At 68.3% G+C, this 20,248-nt stretch carries 15 protein-coding genes; 6 read left to right on the plus strand and 9 right to left on the minus strand.

The genetic code is table 11. The features are described from left to right. The 6 genes from DQP57_RS19015 to DQP57_RS19040 form a co-directional block, all read right to left on the minus strand. Positions 1-643 (minus strand): PPE family protein (locus DQP57_RS19015; protein WP_133259268.1); only part of this gene is annotated, 643 nt, incomplete at its 3' end. Positions 644-650: 7 nt separating this feature from the next. Continuing rightward, positions 651-950: a PE family protein gene (locus DQP57_RS19020; protein ID WP_112634283.1), complete on the minus strand. Its 300-nt coding sequence runs from the start codon at positions 948-950 to the stop codon at positions 651-653. A 43-nt stretch (positions 951-993) separates the two neighbouring features. Next, positions 994-2,241, minus strand: coding sequence for a PPE family protein (locus DQP57_RS19025; protein WP_112634284.1), 1,248 nt, complete (start codon positions 2,239-2,241; stop codon positions 994-996). A 470-nt stretch (positions 2,242-2,711) separates the two neighbouring features. After that, on the minus strand, positions 2,712-3,932 hold the full coding sequence (locus tag DQP57_RS19030) for a PPE family protein (protein WP_112634285.1): 1,221 nt from the start codon (positions 3,930-3,932) through the stop codon (positions 2,712-2,714). Positions 3,933-4,265: 333 nt separating this feature from the next. Next, on the minus strand, positions 4,266-5,516 hold the full coding sequence (locus DQP57_RS19035; RefSeq protein ID WP_112634286.1) for a PPE family protein: 1,251 nt from the start codon (positions 5,514-5,516) through the stop codon (positions 4,266-4,268). A gap of 490 nt (positions 5,517-6,006) precedes the next feature. After that, positions 6,007-6,201, minus strand: coding sequence for a ferredoxin (locus DQP57_RS19040; protein WP_112634287.1), 195 nt, complete (start codon positions 6,199-6,201; stop codon positions 6,007-6,009). 307 nt (positions 6,202-6,508) lie between these two features. Here DQP57_RS19040 and DQP57_RS19045 point away from each other — a divergent pair, with 307 nt between their 5' ends. Continuing rightward, a complete protein-coding gene (locus tag DQP57_RS19045) occupies positions 6,509-7,684 on the plus strand; it encodes a cytochrome P450 (protein ID WP_112634288.1) in 1,176 nt (391 codons plus the stop codon). Positions 7,685-7,727: 43 nt separating this feature from the next. On the opposite strand, the gene eccCa is transcribed toward DQP57_RS19045, so the two are convergent. Both eccCa and eccB read right to left on the minus strand, forming a co-directional pair. After that, positions 7,728-11,894 (minus strand): type VII secretion protein EccCa, encoded by a 4,167-nt coding sequence (eccCa, locus tag DQP57_RS19050; RefSeq protein ID WP_112634289.1) that lies wholly within the window; start codon positions 11,892-11,894, stop codon positions 7,728-7,730. Beyond that, entirely contained in the window at positions 11,891-13,408 is a 1,518-nt protein-coding gene (gene eccB, locus DQP57_RS19055) for a type VII secretion protein EccB (protein ID WP_112634290.1), read from the minus strand. Before eccB ends, eccCa begins: the two co-directional genes overlap by 4 nt. 423 nt (positions 13,409-13,831) lie before the next feature. On the opposite strand from eccB, the gene malQ reads away from it, so the two are divergent. The 5 genes from malQ (at position 13,832) to DQP57_RS19080 (ending at position 19,777) form a co-directional block, all read left to right on the plus strand. Beyond that, a complete protein-coding gene (malQ, locus tag DQP57_RS19060; RefSeq protein WP_112634291.1) occupies positions 13,832-15,982 on the plus strand; it encodes a 4-alpha-glucanotransferase in 2,151 nt (716 codons plus the stop codon). A 35-nt stretch (positions 15,983-16,017) separates the two neighbouring features. Beyond that, entirely contained in the window at positions 16,018-16,899 is an 882-nt protein-coding gene (locus DQP57_RS19065; RefSeq protein WP_112634292.1) for an LLM class F420-dependent oxidoreductase, read from the plus strand. Then, positions 16,896-17,366, plus strand: coding sequence for a nuclear transport factor 2 family protein (locus DQP57_RS19070; RefSeq protein WP_112634293.1), 471 nt, complete (start codon positions 16,896-16,898; stop codon positions 17,364-17,366). Before DQP57_RS19065 ends, DQP57_RS19070 begins: the two co-directional genes overlap by 4 nt. A gap of 296 nt (positions 17,367-17,662) precedes the next feature. Further along, positions 17,663-19,405, plus strand: a complete 1,743-nt coding sequence (locus DQP57_RS19075; RefSeq protein ID WP_112634294.1) for a molybdopterin-dependent oxidoreductase — start codon at positions 17,663-17,665, stop codon at positions 19,403-19,405. Positions 19,406-19,507: 102 nt separating this feature from the next. Next, complete coding sequence (locus DQP57_RS19080) at positions 19,508-19,777, plus strand: LapA family protein (protein WP_112634295.1); 270 nt, start codon at positions 19,508-19,510, stop codon at positions 19,775-19,777. A 33-nt stretch (positions 19,778-19,810) separates the two neighbouring features. Here DQP57_RS19080 and DQP57_RS19085 read toward each other — a convergent pair whose 3' ends face one another. Then, positions 19,811-20,239 carry a type II toxin-antitoxin system Rv0910 family toxin gene (locus DQP57_RS19085; protein WP_205869164.1) on the minus strand — a complete coding sequence of 143 codons (429 nt, stop codon included), beginning with the start codon at positions 20,237-20,239 and terminating at the stop codon, positions 19,811-19,813. Positions 20,240-20,248 lie beyond the last annotated feature (9 nt).

The raw sequence follows: 20,248 nt of genomic DNA on the forward strand, positions 1-20,248 counted from the left end.
TGCTCGTCGCCGCGGGCTGCGCCAGCGACTGCAGGGTCTTGGTGGTGTTGGTCGCCGTCGAATTCGCCGTGGCGTTGGTGACCGCCGCGGTCTGAGTGGCCTGACCCGACGGGTTGGTGACCTCGGGCGCCTTCTGGAACTGCGTCACCTTCGTCGCCGACGCGGACTGACCCGCATAGCCATACATCGCCGCGGCATCCTGCGCCCAGAACTCGCCGTACTGCGACTCCAACTGCGCGATGGCCCCCGTGTTCTGCCCCAACACGTTGGTCTGAATCAATTGCTGAACCAGCGCCCGGTTGCTTGCGATCACCGGCGGGGGCACCACCGAGGAGAACGCCGTCTCAAACGCCGCCGCGGCCGCATTGGCCTGCGTGGCCGCCTCCTCGGCCTGGGCCGCGGTAACGCTCAACCACTCCGCATACGGAGTCGCCGCCTGCACCATCGCCGCCGAGGCGGTGCCCGTCCATTCCTCGCTCGACAGCTGAGTCACCACGTTCTGGTAACTCAACGCGGCCGACTGCAACTCCGCAGCGATCGCGTTCCACGCCGACGCCGCGGTCGTGAACGACTCAGAACCCGGACCGGCATAAATCCGCGCCGAATTGATCTCCGGCGGCAGTGCTCCGAAATCCAACATCATCGACTCCTTAACCAGTTGCGGCCGCGTTGGCCGCCTCAGTCACTGCGTAGGACCCGGAGCTGATGCTCAGGGTGTGGACGAACATTTCGTGGATCGCCGCCGCTTGGGCGCTGACGGCCTGGTACATCTGGGCGTGGGCGGCGAACTGCGCCGCCGTCAGCGCCGAGACCTCGTCGGCGGCGGCCGGCACCACGCCCGTCGTGGGGGCCGCGGCGGCGGCGTTCTGGGCGCTCAGCGTTGAGCCGATGGTTCGCAGATTGCCCGCTGCGGCTGCCAACGCCTCGGGCTGCGTGGTCACGAAAGACATCTAGCTTCCTTCCCCTTCCGTGGGACTCATCTGGGCTCGTCGGTTATCCGGCCGAGGGTGGGCGGGTCAGCACGCTGTAGCGGAACCCGTATTTGTTGACGTAGCCGGCGGCCGCGCCGCGGCGGCCGACCGAGCCGACGGGCATGCCGCGTAGCAGGCCGTTGGCCGGTGACCCTGCCCCACCGTTCGCCGTGGCCTGAAGGGGGGTGGCCTCCTCGGACAGCGCCGCCGGGGTGACCGACGACGTCAGCGTGGCCCAGTGCTGAGGCACCGAGAGCATCCCGACCCGCGCGGCCTGACCCGCGCCCGCCGAGATCGCACTCACATGGCCCACCCCGCCCAGGTTGCCCAGCCCCAGGCTGGCGAACTGCGGCGTGGGATACCAGGCACCACCGGCACCGGCCGTACTACCACCGGGACCGGAGATCAGCTGCTGGGCGATCGACGACCAGAAGCTGGTGATGCCGTTCGAGAAATACGCAAGACCCGTGGTCTGCTTGAGCAGGGTGCCGTACATGCCGGGGTTCAGCCCGGCGTAGTTGTTGGTCGGCGTGGGCAGCCCGGATTGCAGGAAGCCGTCGATCAGGTTCTGCAGCCAGGTGAACGGTCCCGGCTGCGACGCCGCCGTCGTCGCCTGGGTCACCGTCTGCGTGCTGGCCGTCAACGCTTGGGGGGTCGCCAGCTGTGACGTCGTCTGGGCGGTGTTGCCCGCCGGCTCGGCGACGGCCTGGGCGACCGCTGCGGCCTGGTCGGAACCGGCCTCGGGCGTCGTGGTGTTGGGCGGTGACGTGAACGGGGCCAGCTCCGACGCCGTCGCCGACGAGGCGGCGTAGCCATACATCGCGGCCGCGTCCTGGGCCCACATCTCCATGTACTGCGCCTCGGTGGCCGCGATCGCCGGGGTGTTCTGGCCGAAGAAATTGGTCGCGACCAGGTTCGCCAGCAGCACCCGGTTGGCGGCGATCACCGGCGGCGGCACCGTCATCGCGAACGCCGCCTCAAACGCAGCGGCCGCCGCCCGGGCCTGGCCCGCCGTGTCCTCGGCGAGCGCGGCCATGGCGCTGAGCCAACTGACATAGGGCGTCACCGCAGCCAACATCGACGCCGAAGCGGGACCCACCCACGGCGCTTGGGTCAGTTCCGAGAGCACCGACGCGTACCCGCTGGCCGCGCTGCCCAGCTCGGCGCCGAGCCCATCCCAGGCGGCGGCCGCGGCCATCATCGGACCCGACCCCGGACCCGCGTACATGCGACCGGAGTTGACCTCCGGCGGTAATGCCCCGAAGTCCATGGTTACCAAGCACCGGGCTCGAACGACATGTATCCCCTCGCAGGTGATCTCTTGGCGACGACCATCAGAATTTGCTTGTTCCGGAGGCTAAATGCCCGCGCCGGCCGTCGCCGCTGCCGCGCTGCGCCCGCAGCTGAGACCGCCGAGGTTTCGCGGGCGCGTCCCGGTGTGGCGGGCCGAGCGACGCGCCCCCGCGACGGGTTTCGCTGTCACCGCCATTACCTGCGAGAACACCGCGCCGGGAGCGATCGTCAGCGACGCATGCGTCCGGCGCCGCGGGCGGTCACGGCGGGACCGCGCCTACGCGACAACGCCTGAGCGGGATAAAAATCCGGGCGCAGATAAAGCCCGCTGGAGATTCGCTGCGACTGCCCCTGCCGCAACGTCCGGGCACGCGAAAACGCGCCCCGCCGCCGATGTTTGGCGGTAGGGCGCGTTTCGGTGTTGTGCCAGAGTTGCTGGGCCCGGAGCTATCCCGCGAAGGGCGGTCGGGCCATGACGGTGGGCCGGAATCCGTACTTGGGACCGGCCACCCCGTGCCCACCGGCGCCGGCACCGGCCAGCGGCATGCCACCGAGCAGGTTGCCCGGCCCGCCGGCGGCCTCCGGGGCCGCGCTGATGCTGCTGACCGGAATGGCATGCCCCAGCGCCGGCGCGGCCGGGGTCCCCGACCAGGCCACCGGCACCGACAACTTGCCCCCGACCGAGGCCGCGCTGCCCAGCGCCGCCACCGGGTGAGCCGCCGCAGCACCGCCACCCAACATGCCACCCAAACCACCCAGCCCAGGCAACGCCTTCGCCACCGCCGGGGCCGCCCCACCGATAGCGCCGGTCGACTTGGCGATCTGAGTGAAGGTGTTGGCCATACCAGTACTGAAGTACGGCAAACCCTCGGTGTTGTAGAAGAGGCTGGCGAACGGGCTGTAGCCGTTGACCGCCGATCCCAGGCTGGTGGGCAGGCTGGTCTGCCCGGTCAACAGGAACCACAGCTCCGACAGCGGGTCGGTGGTCGACGTCGCGGCCGTCGTCGCGTTGGTCGTGGCGTTGGTGGTGCTCGTCGCCGCGGGCTGCGCCAGCGACTGCAGGGTCTTGGTGGTGTTGGTCGCCGTCGAATTCGCCGTGGCATTGGTGACCGCCGCGGTCTGAGTGGCCTGACCCGAGGCGTTGGTGACCTCGGGCGCCTTCTGGAACTGCGTCACCTTCGTCGCCGACGCGGACTGACCCGCATAGCCATACATCGCCGCGGCATCCTGCGCCCAGAACTCGCCGTACTGCGACTCCAACTGCGCGATCAGCGGGGTGTTCTGGCCCAGGACGTTGGTCGCCTGCAGCTGGGTCACCTGGGTGCGGTTGGCCGCGATCAGCGGCGGCGGCACCGAGGAGGCCAACGCGGTCTCGTAGGCCGCCGCCGCCGAACGAGCCTGGGCGGCCGCCTCCTCGGCCGAAGCGGCGGTCGTGGTCAGCCAGGCCGCGTACGGCGCGGCCGCCTGCGCCATCGCCGTGGACGCGGTCCCCAGCCACTCCTCGCTGTTCAGCGAGGTGATCACGCTGTCGTAGCTGAGCGCCGCCGAGTTGAGTTCGGCCGCGAGCGCGCTCCATGCCGATGCCGCGGCCAGAAACGAACCCGACCCCGGACCCGAGTAGATCCGCGCAGAATTGAACTCCGGCGGGAACGCCCCATAATCCACCACGAATATGCCCCTTAACCTGTGATGTTCGAATCGATGCGCCGAGTAGTAAAAGACGTTAATGCGCTGGTGACCACCGCCGGGCCGGTCAGCGGGGTGATGCCCGGAAGGCGCGCCTCTGCGCGCGTTGCCGGGGCCGACCGCCCGATACCCGCCAACCGCGCCGTCATAGGCCTGAGCAGTGCGCGTGAGCTGCGGAAACGATCGGATTCCGGGGTCCGGCCGCCGCGGGCGCCGACGGACGATGCCGGCCTGGCCGGCCGCGCGTGCATCGAGGCCGGGGATAAAATCCGGCCGCGGATAAGGGCGAGCGTGTCCATGCTGCGATTCCGACGCTCATCCGGCCGAGGGTGGGCGGGTCAGCACGCTGTAGCGGAACCCGTATTTGTTGACGTAGCCGGCGGCCGCGCCGCGGCGGCCGACCGAGCCGACGGGCATGCCGCGTAGCAGGCCGTTGGCCGGTGACCCTGCCCCACCGTTCGCCGTGGCCTGAAGGGGGGTGGCCTCCTCGGACAGCGCCGCCGGGGTGACCGACGACGTCAGCGTGGCCCAGTGCTGAGGCACCGAGAGCATCCCGACCCGCGCGGCCTGACCCGTCCCCGCCGAGATCGCACTCACATGGCCCACCCCGCCCAGGTTGCCCAGCCCCAGGCTGGCGAACTGCGGCGTGGGATACCACGCACCACCGGCACCGGCCGTACTACCACCGGGACCCGACACCAGCTGCTGGGAGAGCTGCGACCAGAAGGCCACAATGCCGTTCGAGAAATACGCAAGACCGCTGTTCTGCTTGAGCAGCACCGTGTAGAGGGTGGGGTTCAGCCCCAGGTAGTTGTTGGTCGGGGTCGGCAGCCCGGACTCCTCGAAATTCTGGATTGCGCTCGTGAGCCAGGTGAGCGGTCCGGGATCCGAGGTAGCGGTCGACGCCTGGGTCACCGCCTGCGTGCTGGCCGTCAACGATTGCGGGGTCGCCAGCTGCGACGTCGTCTGGGCGGTGTTGCCCGCCGGCTCGGCGACCGCCTTGGCGACCGCAGCGGCCTGGTCGGCGTCCGCGTCCGGGGTGGTGGTGTTGGGCGGCGTGGCGAACGGGGCCAGCTCCGAGGCGGTCGCCGACGAAGCGGCGTAGCCGAACATCGCAGCCGCGTCCTGGGCCCACATCTCCATGTACTGCGCCTCGGTGGCCGCGATCGCCGGGGTGTTCTGGCCGAAGAAGTTCGTCGCTATCAGAGTCGCCAGCAGGACCCGGTTGGCGGCGATCACCGGCGGCGGCACCGTCATCGCGAACGCCGCCTCAAAGGCCGCCGCGGCGGCCCGGCCCTGCCCTGCCGTCTCCTCGGCCAGCGCGGCCACGGCGCTGAGCCAGCTCACGAACGGGGTGATCGCCGCGACCATCGACATCGATGCCGGTCCCACCCATGGCCCGCTGGTGAGCTCGGTCACCGCCGAGTTGTAGCCGCTGGCCGCTACACCCAATTCCGCCGCAATCTCGTCCCAGGCGGCGGCGGCGGCCATCATTGGCCCCGACCCCGGACCCGCATACATGCGACCGGAATTGATTTCGGGCGGTAACGCCGCGAAGTCAAACACCGTGTCCTCCTCAGTCGGCCGGGATCGCAGGCGATCTCGGCTCTCACGTAGGAATCAGTGGTGGCCGTGGTCACGGCTCTGTAGACGACGCCACCGGTTGGCCGCTGCGCCCACGTCACCAACGGGGCGCCTTCGCCCCGCAACCCCATCAGCCGGGCGGGCCGGCGCATGCTGTCCAGTGGACCGCGTCCGCAAAGCTGGTCTGCCACCACGCTTCTCGGATGTCTGGTCAGGAAAGACATGCACCTTCTGCCTCGGCTAATCTCCCGCTATCAGCAACCGAGCGACAGCTCGCGTGTGCCCGAACTGCCGCCCGGCACTGAGATTAGTTCGTTACGAAGCAAACACCGACACGCAAAGGCGCCTGTTTATCAATGGCCAGCCACTGTTCATTCCCGGTCGGCGGGAGTTCACGCAAGGCAATGAAATGTTCACTCGCCGTTTGCTTAACGCCGACCGCGGTACCACTGGGGCTTCGGCGGTCGCAGCGTCAGTCCTCTTCGAGAATCAACGCCATTTCGGGACACGATGCGACGCCGTCGCGTGTCGATTGCTCGTCCTCGGGCCTGACCTCGTGCTCCTCGAGAATCGAATAGCCGGACTCGTCGATCGGGAAGAGGTCTGGGTCGACGGCGAAGCACTGGGCGTGGCCCACACATTTCGACTGTTCCAGACGAACCCTCACGAGGCTTCCTCCCTAGCTGGCACGGCGTGGCCGTTCAGGTCGTCGCACTCGGACGACGTGCACTTCGCGGTGCGGTACCCAGATTAGTCGCTCGGTACAGTGTCCAAGGTGGTCGCCAATCGCTTTCGCCCACCGCAACCTCGCCTTCGCGCAGCCGGGCGGATCCGTGTTCCGTTGCCCCACATGCAATATTGACGAGCCGATGCAATATTGATGTGCCGCCAGGTGTTGGTAGCGACGAATTGCGACAAAGACGCGACGGCGTAGGGCCATGGCACCGCAGACAGACAACCGGAGATCGAAGCGCATGAGCGAAGGCCAGCAAGGGTCGTTCTACCTGCCCCGGCTCGATTTCGCCACGCTGCCGATGACCGAGGACCGGGGCGTCGGTTGGAAGACACTGCGCGACGCCGGACCGGTCGTGTTCATGAACGGTCACTACTACATCACCCGCCGCGAGGACGTGCTGGCCGCGCTGCGCAACACCAAGGTCTTCTCCTCGACGATCCTGCAGCCCCCCGGCCACCCCCTGCCGGTGCTGCCGCTGGCTTACGATCCGCCGCAACACACCCGCTACCGCCAGATCCTGCAGCCGTACTTCAGCCCGCACGCGTTGAGCAAGTCGCGCCCGGTGCTGCAGCGTCACGCCACCGAGATGATCGCGGCGCTGGCCGGCCGGGGCGAGTGCGAGGTGATGGCGGATTTCGCCAATCTCTACCCGTTTCAGGTGTTTTTGGACCTCTACGGTCTGCCGGTCGAGGATCGTGACCGTCTGATCGAGTGGAAGGACGCCGTCGTCAGCGACAAGCCCTTCGTCAGCCAGAGCGACATAGAGAAATCCGAGCAGCTGCTGACATACCTGGCCGACGTCATCGCGCAGCGCCGGCAACACCCGAAGTCGGACATGCTGTCGCAGGTGATCACCGGCAAGGGCAATTTCACCGACCTCGAACTGCTCGGCATGACCCATCTGCTCATCCTGGCCGGTCTGGACACGGTGACCGCGGCCATCGGATTCTCGCTGTTCGAATTGGCCCGCAGGCCGCAGCTGCGCAAGCAGCTGCGCGACAACCCCAAGCAGATCAGGGTTTTCATCGAAGAGATCGTCCGGCTCGAGCCGTCGGCGCCGGTGGCGCCGCGGGTCACCACCGAATTCGTCGAGGTCGGCGGCATGACTCTGCCGCCCGGCACCTCGGTGCGGCTGTGCATGGCGGCGGTCAATCGTGACGACAGCGACGCGATGTCCACCAACGAGCTGAACATGGACGGAAAAGTCCACCGCCACTGGGGATTTGGCGGTGGACCGCATCGCTGCCTGGGCTCTCACCTGGCGCGCATCGAGCTGACGGTGATCGTCGCGGAATGGCTCACCCAGATTCCGGATTTCGAACTGCCCGAGGGTTACTCCCCCGTCATCAATTACCCCTCAAAAAGCTTCGCGCTCAAGGAGTTACCGCTGCGCTGGGGCGCGATCCCGGTGTGACCGGTCCGGCCCCGGCGCAGCGGCTGACATAACTTTCGCGGCCCTACCTGCGCAGCTCGGTCGCGGCGACCTGAACGAACACGCCGGTGTCCTCGGCCATCAGCAGGCCTCGGCCACGGGGCAGCGGGCCACCCTTCATCTTGCCGCGGATGAATCCCTCGTCCGGATCGGCGTCCATCACCAGCAGCGGCGCGTTCGCCTGGGCCAGGGCCCGCAACATCGGGTCGCTGCCGGCCGACGACCAGCCACCGAACGTGCGCGTGACGATCACGTGCAGGCCGACATCGGCGGCCCGGGTCACCCAGGGAGCGGCCTTGTGCAGCGGCGAATCGAAGCCCGCGGGCAGCTGCTGGATGTCGTCGACGATCAAGAAGATCTCCGGTCCACTCCACCAGTTGCGGGAGAGCAACTCTTCGGCCGACAACCCCGGCGGCGGCTCGCGGCCGGCCAGGACCGCGGCCAGTTCGCCCATCATCGCCTGCACGCCATCGAGGTTGTAGGCGAATTTCTCCACGTAGTCGGAGCCGAGCGTGGTCAGCAGCTGGCGACGCGGGTCGACCAGCCACACCTGGGCCGAGGGCTGCCCGGCCGGCGGCGGCGGTGCGCTGGTGGCTCCCGGCGCGTACAACCGCCCGATCTCGGACATGATGGTGGCCAGCGTCGTGGTGCGCCCACACTCGCGGCGACCGGTCACCATCAGGTGCGCGTTCTCGGCGAAGTTGAGATACACCGGCGACAGATCCAATTCCGAGATGGCCCAAGCGATTCCGCCCGCACCCACACCCTGGCGGGTGTCCTGGGCGGCCAGCTCCCGGAGCTGTTCGACGCCGAATGTCGCCGGCAGTCGGCGCACCGGCGGGGCCTGGCCGGTGGCGATGCGGCTGACGGCTTCGACGATGCTGTCGGACTCGAACCGGTTGTCCGGCGTGCTGGCCAGCGCCGGCCGCGCCACCAGGGTGTGCAGACCGGACTGCGGGTCGGCGTCGAGACGGACGTAGTTGACCGCGACCATGCCGCGGCCCGGCTTGACCGGAACGTCCTTGGCGAACCGCGAGCGCACCAGCTTGGCGTCCTCCACGGCGGCCAACCGCAGCTCGACCCGGGACCCGAATCCGCTGCGCACCGGCGGCCGCAGCTCCGATTCGCGATCGGCCGTGACCACCACGTGCACCCCGAACGAGGGTCCCTGGTTGATGATCACGTTGACCTGCTCGATCAGCACCTCGTTTTCCTCGGCCAGCGCCCGGTAGTTGTCGACCACCAGGTAGACGTCGCCGAACCCGTCGTTGGGAACCGGGCCGGGCTCGTTGCCGAACTTGCGCCGCCGGAACACCTCCATCGACGCGATCCCGTACTCGAGGAAGCTGCGCTTGCGCTCCCGCACCAGCGCCAACAGTTCGGCCACCGTGCGCCGAACGCCGTAGGGGTCGGTCGGGCCGGCCACCTCACCGACGTGGGGCAGGCGGGCGACCGTGGTCAGCGCGGTGCTGCTGTAGGCCAGGCAGTAGAACTGGATCTGCTCGGGCGTGTGGGTCAGCGCCGCCGAGCAGATCAGGGTCTGCAGCGCCGTCGTCTTGCCCGAACCGCCGGCGCCCAGGATCAGCACGTTGGCACCGGGTCCCGACGTGTCGACCGTCCACGGCGGCTGGTCGTGCTTGAACGGACGGTCGATGATCCCGATCGGGAAGACCAGATCCTGCGCGCTGCCGTAGTCCTGCTGCCAGGGGTGGCCGAGGAACCGGTTGACCAATTCGTCGATGGCGACCGGCTGGTTCAGCGGCGGCTGCCACAGCCGGTACGGCTGGAAGTCGATCTTGCGCAGCTGGTCGATGATGACGGTACCGACCTTGGGCGTCCTGATGCCTTCGGCGTCGTCGTCCTCGCCGCCCTCGACCTCGACCGGCAAGCCGTCGGCGGGGTTCGCGGGCGCGGCGACGTCCGGCCCCCCGACGCTGACTTCCAGCGGGGTGAACGAGTTGGTGAACAGTTGCGGCCGGACGTAGTCGATGCTGTGCACCAGCGCCGGCGCCTCGTCCCCGTCGTCGGTCAACCCGCGCGGGAAGTAGTCCCGCCACAGGAATTCGGCCTGGAACCGGGTGATGTCCTCGAGGCTGCGGCGGAAGTAACCCAGACCGGCCTGCGCGGGCAGGTTGACCGCGTTCGGCACGCCGGCCGCCTGCGCCGCACCGGCGGTACGCGCCTTCAGCACCAACCGGTAACCCATGTTCTCCATGAGCTTTTCGGCGCGGCTCTCGATGGTCTGCGACGCCATCATCAGGTGGATCCAGTAGGCGCGACCCTGCCGGCCGATCGAGTCGAGGACGTCCACCGCCGTCGGCATGATGCGGAACCATTCGTAGAACTCGTCGATGACGACCACGAGCATCGGCAGTGGAGCCATGTCCTGGCCACGCGCCCGCATCCGGCTGCGCACCGAGTTGTATTCCTTGGCGTCGTCGACGCCGGCGCTGTCGCAGATCGCCTTGCGGCGGGCGATCTCGCCCCACAGGGCGTCCAGGAAGCGCTCCATCAGCGCCTGGTCTTCTTCCAGGTCGGTGATGATGCGGGACACGTGCGGCACGCCGGCGAACGGCTTGACCGCCGATCCACCCTTGAGGTCGGCGAGCACGAACTGCAGCTCTTCGGGCGGGTGGCTGAGCATCAGCGATTCGATCACGGTTCGCACCAGGGTGGATTTACCCGAACCGGTCGTTCCGGACATGACGCCGTGCGGGCCGTCGCCGCCTTCGTCCAGCGACTTCATGTCCAGGAACAGCAGCTCGCCGTTGTCGGAGCGGACACCGAAGGGCGCCCGCAACCGCGACCTGCCCATCGAGTCGTTGCGGCTGCCCCACAGTTCGTGGAAGTCGATGCGGCCCGGGTCGTCGATTCCGTAGTAGGACAGGATGTCTCGGGCGCCGATGTGCGCCACCCGCTGGCCGATCTCCTCGTACGCCTCGGCGAGCCGCCAGCGCGCCAGCTTCTGCGAGAACTCCTCGGCCTCGGCGGTGCTGATGTGGTCGGTGAGGGCGAAGAACCAGGGCTTCTCGTCGATGACCATCCAGGTGTCGCGGTCGCGGGGCAGCGCCTCGATCACACCCTTCTCGTCGAACCGTAGCGTGCGCTCCGGGACCGCGCTCCACATCGCCGAGCCGGTGAGATCGAAGAACGTCACCCCGTCGACGCCTTCGCCGCTGATCACGTACTCCCATTGCGGGTCAACCACATCGGCGATGATCACCGTGTGCGGCGTCGGGGTCTGGGCCGACGAACTGGCGTGGCGGGGCGTGAAAGACCCACGGCCGGCGAACAATTCGGCCTGCTCGGCGGCGAACTCGCGCACCGAGCTGTAGACCATCCGCGCGTTGCCCGCGGCGTCCTGGCGGCGCGGGTCACCGAAGTGGGGCAGCCATTTCACCCAGTCCCATTCGTCCAGCTCGGAACTGACCACGATCATCCGCATGTGGTCGGGCCCGTGCGAGAAGGCCAGCTGGCAGATGATCGCCCGCATCAGCCCCAGCACTTGTTCGCGGTCCCCGGCCAGCGAGTACCAGGGCTCGACGAGCACCGAGATCATCTTGGGCAGGTTGTAGACGACGCTTTGATAGCGACCGAATTCCTGAAGCGCCTTACCGGTCACCGGCTCGAGCTCGATGTCGGTGGGCATGTTCTGGGGCTCACCCCAGGTCACCTCGGGGCGGGTCATGCCGACGCCGACGCGGACCACGCCGAAGTTCAGGTCCTTGCCGTCGGGCTTGCGCTCCCACATCCGCGACGACCCCACCGCGGCGGCCAGCGTGGTGGGCGCGGGGTGGAACCACCGGTAGTTGGCGTCCATGCTGTCGGCCGACTCGTGGGCGGTCTCGCGCAGCATGTCCAGCATCAGCATGAACTGGGCGCGCATCGAGTCCAGCTTGGGGCGGCTCATCTGCTGCTGGCCGCCGAATCGGCCGCCGAACATCATCATCGCGACGCCACCGATCATGAAGATCGGGAAGATCGAGCCGGCGCCCCCGAACACGTGCGACCCGCTGGCGAAGGTCATGGCGACCATGCCGATCAGCAGGCCGACCACCACGACGCCGACCACCACGATCCACCAGGGCTTGCCCTCCGGCGGCGGGATGCTCAACGGCGTCGGGAGGACGATGTTCTCCGGCTTGATTACCGGAGGCTTCTCCGGTGTCGGCCGCGCAAATCCACGTTTCACTTCGGTACCGCCAACTCTCCTGGGGACATATCCATCGGTAGCGTGTCGTGCTCCACCAGCGCATCCGCCCGCGACAACGTCGGCCCTTGCGGGAGCAGTCGCAGCGCCACCCACGGCGCCAGGCCCGGTTTCGTCTTCAGGCCCAACGCCTCTCGCACCTCGCGGGTGTCGTCGACCCCGAACCGCGCGCCCGCGTCGGTGAGCCACCACAGCGATTCGGTCGTCTTGGCTCCGGGATCGTTTCCGGTGACGGCCACGAAGTTCGCGTAATCGGGGCCGAAGAAGACCTGGTCGGCTTCGCGGCCGGTGGTGTCCGCCTTGACCAGCGACACCACCCGGTTGACGTCCTTCTGCTCGACCGGAATGGTCGCGCCGGAGATGACCTGCACGCGGGCCCGGTTCTCACCGGAGGTCTTCTGCCACCACCAGCAGGTCGCCGGGTTCTCGCGGATATCCATCACATTGAGGGGCGCGTCCGGGTACGACGACAGGTCCAGCTTGTTGACCACCGGCATCTTCGCCAGCGCAGACGGCTCCACGGTCACCGGTTTGGTGTTGCCCGGCCCGGCGTTCTGCAGGATCTGGGCCACCAACGGCGGCAGCGTCTGCACACCGTCGGCCAGCACCAGCGAATACTGTTGCGGCCCACTGATCTGCGGGGTGACGATCACCGTGCCGATCGGGCCGGGCGCGTTGGGGAACGACGCCCCGGCGCCCGCGTTCTGGATCTGGGGCACGGTCAGCTCCGGCCCCACCGGCAACGCGTCGTACAGGGCGCGGCTCATCGGCTTGGCCATGCTGACCTGCTCGGGGGTCAGCCCCAGCGGCAGCAGCACCGATCGGTTCGACCCGTCGATGCGGGAGCGACGCCCGTCGCGGACCACCCAGGCGTCCCCGCTGTAGTTCAGCACCACCGCGTCCGAGCCGGTCAGCACCCGCCGGTGGTTGCTCAGGTCGGGGTTGCCGTCGATGACCGTGACCGTCACACCCGACGGGGCGCCGGCACCGGTCGAGTTCGCCACGGTGTCGCAGACCAACCAGGACGACGTGGCGGGGCTGGTCGGATGGAAGCTGGACGGTGCGCCCGGGATGCCGACCATCGGGCCGCGCGGCAGGCTGGCGATCTGGTTGGACTTGACCAGGTGCGGGTTGTCGGGGCGACCGGTGATGAGGCGGGCCGACGCCAGGTTCAGCGCGGGGTACAACTTCTCGCCGACGCGGACGTACAGCGCACCCGAGTCGCGGTCGGCGATGATCGGTGACTCGTTGATCTGCCCGGCCGGGCTGATGAAGGAGTAGAGCAGCGCGCCCAGGCAGATGACCAGCGCGGCGGAGATCGACGCCACCACGGCCAGGTTCTGTCGCCGTCCCGGCTCGACCTCCATGCGGACGCGCCACCGGGTCAGCGCCATCGCGGTGCGGCGCGCAAGGAACTGGTAGCCGGTCACCTGGGTCCGGGTCGACAACCCGAGGCCGTACCCCGACCCGCGCTGCCCGCGACTCTCTTCCGCCACTTATTCACCATCCGGTCTGCTGAAGCGCCTGGATATCACCATCTGATCGATCCAGCGCGAATTACATGACAACGTTAAGGCACCTGCGCGGACCTCGCCACGCGGCGCCAATGCGCATTGGCTTCTACATTTGTTTATGCACCCGGATCCGGCCCCGTCCACCGCCGCGGGCCGCCAGGGAATACCGCGCCGACGCGCCCCACTGAGCTGGCAGTTTTCGTTCCCCCGCGGATGAGCCGACCGGATCCCTTCGATCCCCTCAGGGCATCGTAATCGCCGCGGGCCCGCCCGTCCTGTCGAGCGCGCGAAGCCGGCGCCGGCGGCCGATCCAGATGAACGGCGGGCGACCGCCCAGCAAAGAATGCGCCAACCCGCCCCGGGTCCGAGTCGCCGACCGGCGAATCCGGACACCAAGATGGCGGTATGACTGAACTCGCGCCGTCGCTGATCGAACTCGCTCGCAGATACGGCATCGCGACCGAGTACGAGGACTGGTCCGGCCGCCGGGTGCGGGTCGCGGAGACGACGTTGAAGGCGGTGCTGGGTGCGTTCGGCGTGGCGGCCGACAACGAGCAGGAGCGCAACGCCGCGCTGACGGCGAAGCTGCGGTCGCACTGGGCGCGCCGGCTGCCGCCGACCATCGTCGGGCGCACCGGCGAGCAGATCCGGTTCTGGGCGCATGTCACCCACGGCGATCCCGCCGAGGTGTGGTTGCAGCTCGAAGACGGGACGGTGCGCGACGGTGTCGAACAGGTCGACAACTTCACCCCGCCGTTCGACCTGGACGGTCGCTGGGTGGGCGAGGCCAGCTTCCTGCTGCCCTCCGATCTGCCGCTGGGCTATCACCGGGTGCACCTGCGTTCCGGCGACTGCGAAACCAGCACCGCGCTGATCGTGACCCCGGATTGGCTCGGGCTGCCCGAGCGGCTCGGCGCCCGGCGCGCGTGGGGGCTGGCCGCGCAGCTGTACAGCGTGCGGTCGCGCCAGTCGTGGGGTGTCGGCGATCTGACCGATCTGACCGACCTCGCGGTGTGGTCGGCCTCCCGGCACGGCGCCGACTACCTGCTGGTCAATCCCCTGCACGCCGCGGCCCCGACCAAGCCGATGGAGCCGTCGCCGTATTTGCCGACATCGCGCCGCTTCGTCAACCCTATTTATCTTCACGTCGAGGCGATCCCCGAGTTCGCCGAGCTGACCAAGCGCAGCCGGGTCCGCCGGCTGCGTTCCGAGGTCCAGCAGCGCGCCGGCGGCGTCGACGCCATCGACCGCGACGGCTCGTGGGCGGCCAAGCGGGCGGCGCTGCGGCTGCTGCACCAGGAACCGCGCTCGGCGGGCAGGGAGCTGTCCTACGCCGCGTTCCGCGACCGGGAGGGCCGCGCGCTGGACGACTTCGCCACCTGGTGCGCGCTGGCCGAGAAGCACGGCGACGACTGGCATTCCTGGCCGGAGGCGTTGCAGCACCCGGACGCGTCCGGCGTCGCGGAGTTCGCCCGAAAGCATTCCGACACAGTCGATTTCCACCGCTGGATGCAGTGGCAACTCGACGAGCAGCTGGCCGCGACGCAGTCACAGGCGATCCGGGCCGGCATGTCGTTGGGCATCATGCACGACCTGGCCGTCGGTGTGCACCCTAACGGCGCCGACGCCTGGGCGCTGCAGGACGTGATGGCACTGGGGGTGACCGCGGGCGCGCCGCCGGACGAGTTCAACCAGCTCGGCCAGGACTGGTCACAGCCGCCGTGGCGACCGGATCGGTTGGACGAGCACGAATATCGGCCCTTCCGCGCGCTGATCGGTGCCGTGCTGCGGCACGCCGGCGGGGTGCGCATCGACCACATCATCGGGTTGTTCCGGTTGTGGTGGATCCCGCGGGGCGCCTCGCCCACCGACGGCACCTACGTGCGGTACGACCACGAGGCCATGATCGGCATCGTCGCCCTGGAAGCGCACCGGGCGGGGGCGGTCGTCGTCGGCGAGGATCTCGGCACGGTCGAGCCGTGGGTGCGTGACTACCTCTTGTTGCGCGGCTTGCTGGGTACGTCGATCCTCTGGTTCGAGTTGGACCGGGACGGTAACGGTGGCCCGCTGCCGGCCGAGCGCTGGCGCGAGTACTGCCTGTCCTCGGTCACCACGCACGATCTGCCGCCGACCGCCGGCTATCTGGCGGGCGACCATGTGCGGCTGCGGGATTCGTTGGGACTGCTGACCCGGCCCGTCGAAGAGGAGCTGGAGTCCGACCGGACCGAGCTGGCGGCGTGGATGGCCGAGCTGCGCCGGGTCGGGCTGCTCGAGGACGGCGAGGACGATCCCGAGCACGTCGTCGTGGCGCTGTACCGCTATCTGGGCAGGACGCCGTCGCGGCTGCTGGGCGTGGCCCTGACCGACGCCGTCGGCGACCGCCGGACCCAGAATCAGCCCGGCACCACCGACGAATACCCCAACTGGCGGGTGCCGCTGACGGGTCCCGACGGGCGCCCGGTCATGCTCGAGGACATCTTCGCCGATCGCCGCACCGCCAGGCTCGCCGAAGCCGTGCGCGCCGCAATAGCCCCCGCCGAAAGCGCGGCCCGCTAGTCGCCGGGCGGGGGGCCTTGTTAGCTTCGGACACCATGAAGGTCTCAGTCGTGGCCCCCGTCGCCGACGGTGTCACTGCGGACCCCGACTGGATGGTGGCCTTCGCGCGCCACCTCGAGGCCTGTGGGTTCGACTCGATCGTCGTCGTCGAGCACACCGTCTTGCTCACCCGCTACGACAGCGTCTATCCCTACGACAGTTCGGGCCGCGTCGGCCTGGCGGCGGACTGCCCCATCCCGGATCCCCTTGACCTGCTTGCCTTTCTGGCCGGCCAGACCAGCGGCCTGGGGCTGGCCACCGGGGTGCTGGTGCTGCCCAATCACCACCCCGTGGTGCTGGCCAAGCGGGTCGCCACCGTCGACGCCCTGTCGGGCGGCAGGCTGCACCTGTGCGTCGGGGTGGGCTGGCTCTCCGAAGAGCTGGCCGCCTGCGACGTGGAGTTCGACAGCCGGGGACGGCGGGCCGATGAGCAGCTGGCCGTCATGCGCGCGTTGTGGGCGCAGCGGCCCGAGGGGGCGTCTTTCGCGGGCGAGTTCTTCAACTTCGAGAATGTCATGTGCTATCCGAAACCCGTTGCAGCCGAACGGTTCCCGATTCACATCGGCGGACACAGCCGAGCGGCCGCGCGCCGCGCCGGGCGCTTCGGTGACGGCTTCCAGCCGCTCGGGGTGACTGGGCCGCAACTCGCGTCGTTGATTGCGTTGATGCGCGACGAGGCATCATCGGCGGGCCGCGATCCGGCGGCGCTCGAAGTGTCGCTGGGCCATTCGGTCGCCAAGGTCGATGCCGAGCGCGCGGCCGCCCTCGCCGATCAGGGGGCGGACCGGTTGGTGTTGGCCATGCCGCCGACGACCGATATCGAGCAGGCCAAGGACCTGTTATCGGCGTGCGCGCAACGGTTGTCGCTGAGCTCATGACGCTGTCCGCCGAGCAGCGGGCGGCGCTGAGCGATCTGGTGCACCGCTACGCGGCGCACGTCGATGACCGTGAATTCGGCGCTGTGGCGGAGCTTTTCAGCGCCGATGCCGAGCTGCTGGTGCCCGCGCCGCCGGCCGACTTGCGGCCGATCCATTCGCATCGCGGCCGCGACGCCATCGCGGCGGCGGTGGCGGCCGTGTCCGCGGTGGTCCGCACCGAGCACGCGATCGTCGGCGAGGTGTACGACGCGACCGGGCGACCCGATAGCGCCCGCGGGCGCATCGCGTGCGTCGCGCACCACTGGAGCGAGCGCGACGCCGAGTTGGTGGACGTGGCGTGGCACCTGCGCTACGACGACGAGTACACGCTGACCGAGGCAGGCTGGCGGATTGGCCGGCGGGCGTTGACGGTCAACGCCATCGAGACCCGCCCGGTGCGCCGGCTGCTGCCGCGCGACACCGCCTAGCGCCGATCTGCTAGGAGGTTCGTATAAAACTCACAGCAATCGGCAAGGAACCGAGTTTGCGGAGCAAATCGGGCGTTCCATAGGCAATTGCGTCAACCGGCGTCCACGCGGAGGCAAATCCTGCCCGCTGGCAACTGTTGTCGACGAACGTCTGGTCGAACCGCGGCCGGCCGTCACCCTTTTTTCCAATCAGACTTGGATTTATCCGGGTTTTTTCGTGTATTTTCAAGCCCGTGACGCAGGCCGAAAGCAAGCACGTTGGTCCGGAGGGAAACGGCTCAGCCTCGACCCTGACAGTGGGCACGCCCCTCACGTCCATCCCGGACTACCGCAACGAGATACACACCGCCGAAGACGTCATCGATGTGGAGCATTACGGTGGCGGCTTCGATCTCACCAGGCGGGCCACCGCCCCCAAGCTGCGCATCGGCCGCGACCGATGGTTCAACCTGCTCTGGTTGATCCCGATCGGCTTTGCCGTGCTGATCGCCGGGATCGCGGTCGGCAAGGGCTTGCACCACGTGCCGGCGGTGCAGTCGTTCATTCAGCGCTACCCCGGCTCCGACAGCGCCGGCATCCCCCCGGGCCTGCCGGCGTGGATCGGCTGGACGCACTTCTTCAACCTGTTCATGATGATGTTCATCATCAGGACGGGCATCCAGATCCTCTGCGACCATCCCCGCCTTTACTTCAGCCGCAACGCCACCCCCGGCAAGGACGAATGGCTGCGGGTGGGTCCGCCGGTTCCGGACGACGAGCTGTGGACCGCCAACGCCGACACCGTCGCCCTGCCCCCGCAATTGGGGCTGCCCGGCTTTCGGCACTCCATCGGCCTGGCCCGGTGGTGGCATCTGGGCGTCGACGTGCTGTGGCTCGTCAACGGGGCCGTCTTCTACGTGCTGTTGTTCGCCACCGGTCAGTGGCGCCACATCGTGCCGACCAGCTGGGACGTCTTCCCGAACGCGGCGTCGGTGGCCATTCAGTACCTGTCGCTGGACTGGCCGACCGACAACGGCTGGGTCGCCTATAACGGCCTGCAGCTACTCGCCTACTTCACCACCGTGTTCATCGCCGCCCCGGCCGCACTGATCACCGGACTGGGCATGTCGCCCGCGCTGTCCCAGCGGGTGCACTGGCTCAGCAAGCGGCTGAGCATCCAGCACGCCCGGTCGCTGCACTTCGTGGTGCTGGTCTACTTCCTGTTCTTCATCCTGGTGCACGTGACGATGGTGCTGACGACCGAGGCGCTGCGAAACCTCAACCACATGTTCGCCTCCCGTGACGACAACAGCTGGGTCGGTTTCGGCATCTTCTCCGCGGCCATGGTGCTGACCGCCATCGCGTGGGTTTGGGCCACGCCCTTCACCATTCGCCATCCCCGGGTGGTGCAACGGGTCGGCTACGCGTTGGTGGGCCCCTTCCAGCGGATGCTCGAACAGCTGGACCCCAAGCCCGGCGCCTTCACCGAAAAGGACATCTCCCCGCACCACTGGCGCAACGGCCGCCTACCCGAGACCGTCGAGTACAAGGAACTCGAGCGCGACGACTTCAAGGACTGGCGCCTCAAGGTTTACGGTCTGGTCGAGCACCCGATGGAGTTCTCGCTCGAGGACTTGATGGCGCTGCCCTATCACGAGCAGATCAGCCAGCACTTCTGCATCCAGGCGTGGTCGGGCGTCGCCAAATGGGGTGGCGTGCAAATGAAAACGATCATGGACATCGTCAAACCGCTGCCCGAAGCGAAATGGGCGGTCTTCTATTCGATGGGGCTGGGCGCCACGGGCGGCATCTATTACAACGCCCACCACATCGGCCAGATGGACCACCACATGACGATGCTGGCCTACAACATGAACGACCAGCAGCTCCCCTACATGCACGGGCGGCCGCTGCGGCTGCGCAACGAATTGCAGCACGGCTTCAAGCTGGTGAAGTGGATCAAAGGCATCGAGTTCGTCGCCGACTACCACGACATCGGTAGCGGCTACGGCGGCTATAGCGAAGACCACAAGTACTTCGGCCGCCACCAGACCCTCTAGGCGAAACCGCGCGTCACCTCCGCCAAAGTCGTTTGTCCCGACAGCCCGTTGGGTAGCTCCAAGGAATCGGGCCGAAACGGAAGTGACAGCAGAGGAGACGCCATGAGGCACCGCCCTGTCGACCATGATCGGACCGCTGACCCGCGGATGGGTGGGGCCGGGCAGACACCCGGGCTACTCGTGGTCGCCGCGGCCGCGTTGGCGTTCGTCGTGTGTGTGGCCAACTTCGCCCTGGGCCAGGTCGGCGCGGGGGTTGCCGCCGCGATCGTCGCCATGCTCGCCTTCGGGGCCGGGCTGTCCTGGCTTGCCATGGACCGCAGGCGAATTCGTGACGCCGAACGGCATTGGACGATCAGCCACCCGGCGCACTAGCGCCCGACCGGATGGGTCCGTAATTGCAGCGCGTTATTGCAGCGCCGCCAGGTTGTTGACGGACTTTTGCACGTCGGACCGCAGCACCCGGGCGACCAATCCCCCGACGGGCCCGCTGAGCAGACCGCCGCCGAGGTCGGCGGTGAGGTGAAACGTCGATCCGGGGTGATTGTCCGCGACGGTCATCGCCACGGTCAGGCGGATCCCGCCGCGCCCGCGGCCCTGCAGCTCAATCGCTTTCGGCTCGTCATAGCGGGTGACCTCCCAGTGGATGACGTTGCGGAAGCCCTTGACCTTGACGCACGACGAGATGCAGGTTCCCTTCTCGATGGTGTCGGGCACCGGCCCACGCCATCCGGCAAAGATCGTCATCCACTCGTCGAATCGGTCCAGGTCGGAGGCCAGCTTCCACGCCGCCTCCGGTTCCACCTGCGACGACACCGACACATCTACGCGAGCCAAAGTCTTCCT

It is taken from the genome of Mycobacterium colombiense (genome assembly GCF_003284935.1).
Taxonomy (GTDB): Bacteria; Actinomycetota; Actinomycetes; order Mycobacteriales; family Mycobacteriaceae; genus Mycobacterium; species Mycobacterium arosiense_A.

Coding starts and splice junctions, on each gene's coding strand:
- malQ (WP_112634291.1), top strand. CDS start 13,832: ATGACTGAACTCGCGCCGTCGCTGATCGAACTCGCTCGCAGATACGGC.
- DQP57_RS19020 (WP_112634283.1), bottom strand. CDS start 950: ATGTCTTTCGTGACCACGCAGCCCGAGGCGTTGGCAGCCGCAGCGGGC.
- DQP57_RS19080 (WP_112634295.1), top strand. CDS start 19,508: ATGAGGCACCGCCCTGTCGACCATGATCGGACCGCTGACCCGCGGATG.
- DQP57_RS19045 (WP_112634288.1), top strand. CDS start 6,509: ATGAGCGAAGGCCAGCAAGGGTCGTTCTACCTGCCCCGGCTCGATTTC.
- DQP57_RS19025 (WP_112634284.1), bottom strand. CDS start 2,241: ATGGACTTCGGGGCATTACCGCCGGAGGTCAACTCCGGTCGCATGTAC.
- DQP57_RS19065 (WP_112634292.1), top strand. CDS start 16,018: ATGAAGGTCTCAGTCGTGGCCCCCGTCGCCGACGGTGTCACTGCGGAC.
- DQP57_RS19070 (WP_112634293.1), top strand. CDS start 16,896: ATGACGCTGTCCGCCGAGCAGCGGGCGGCGCTGAGCGATCTGGTGCAC.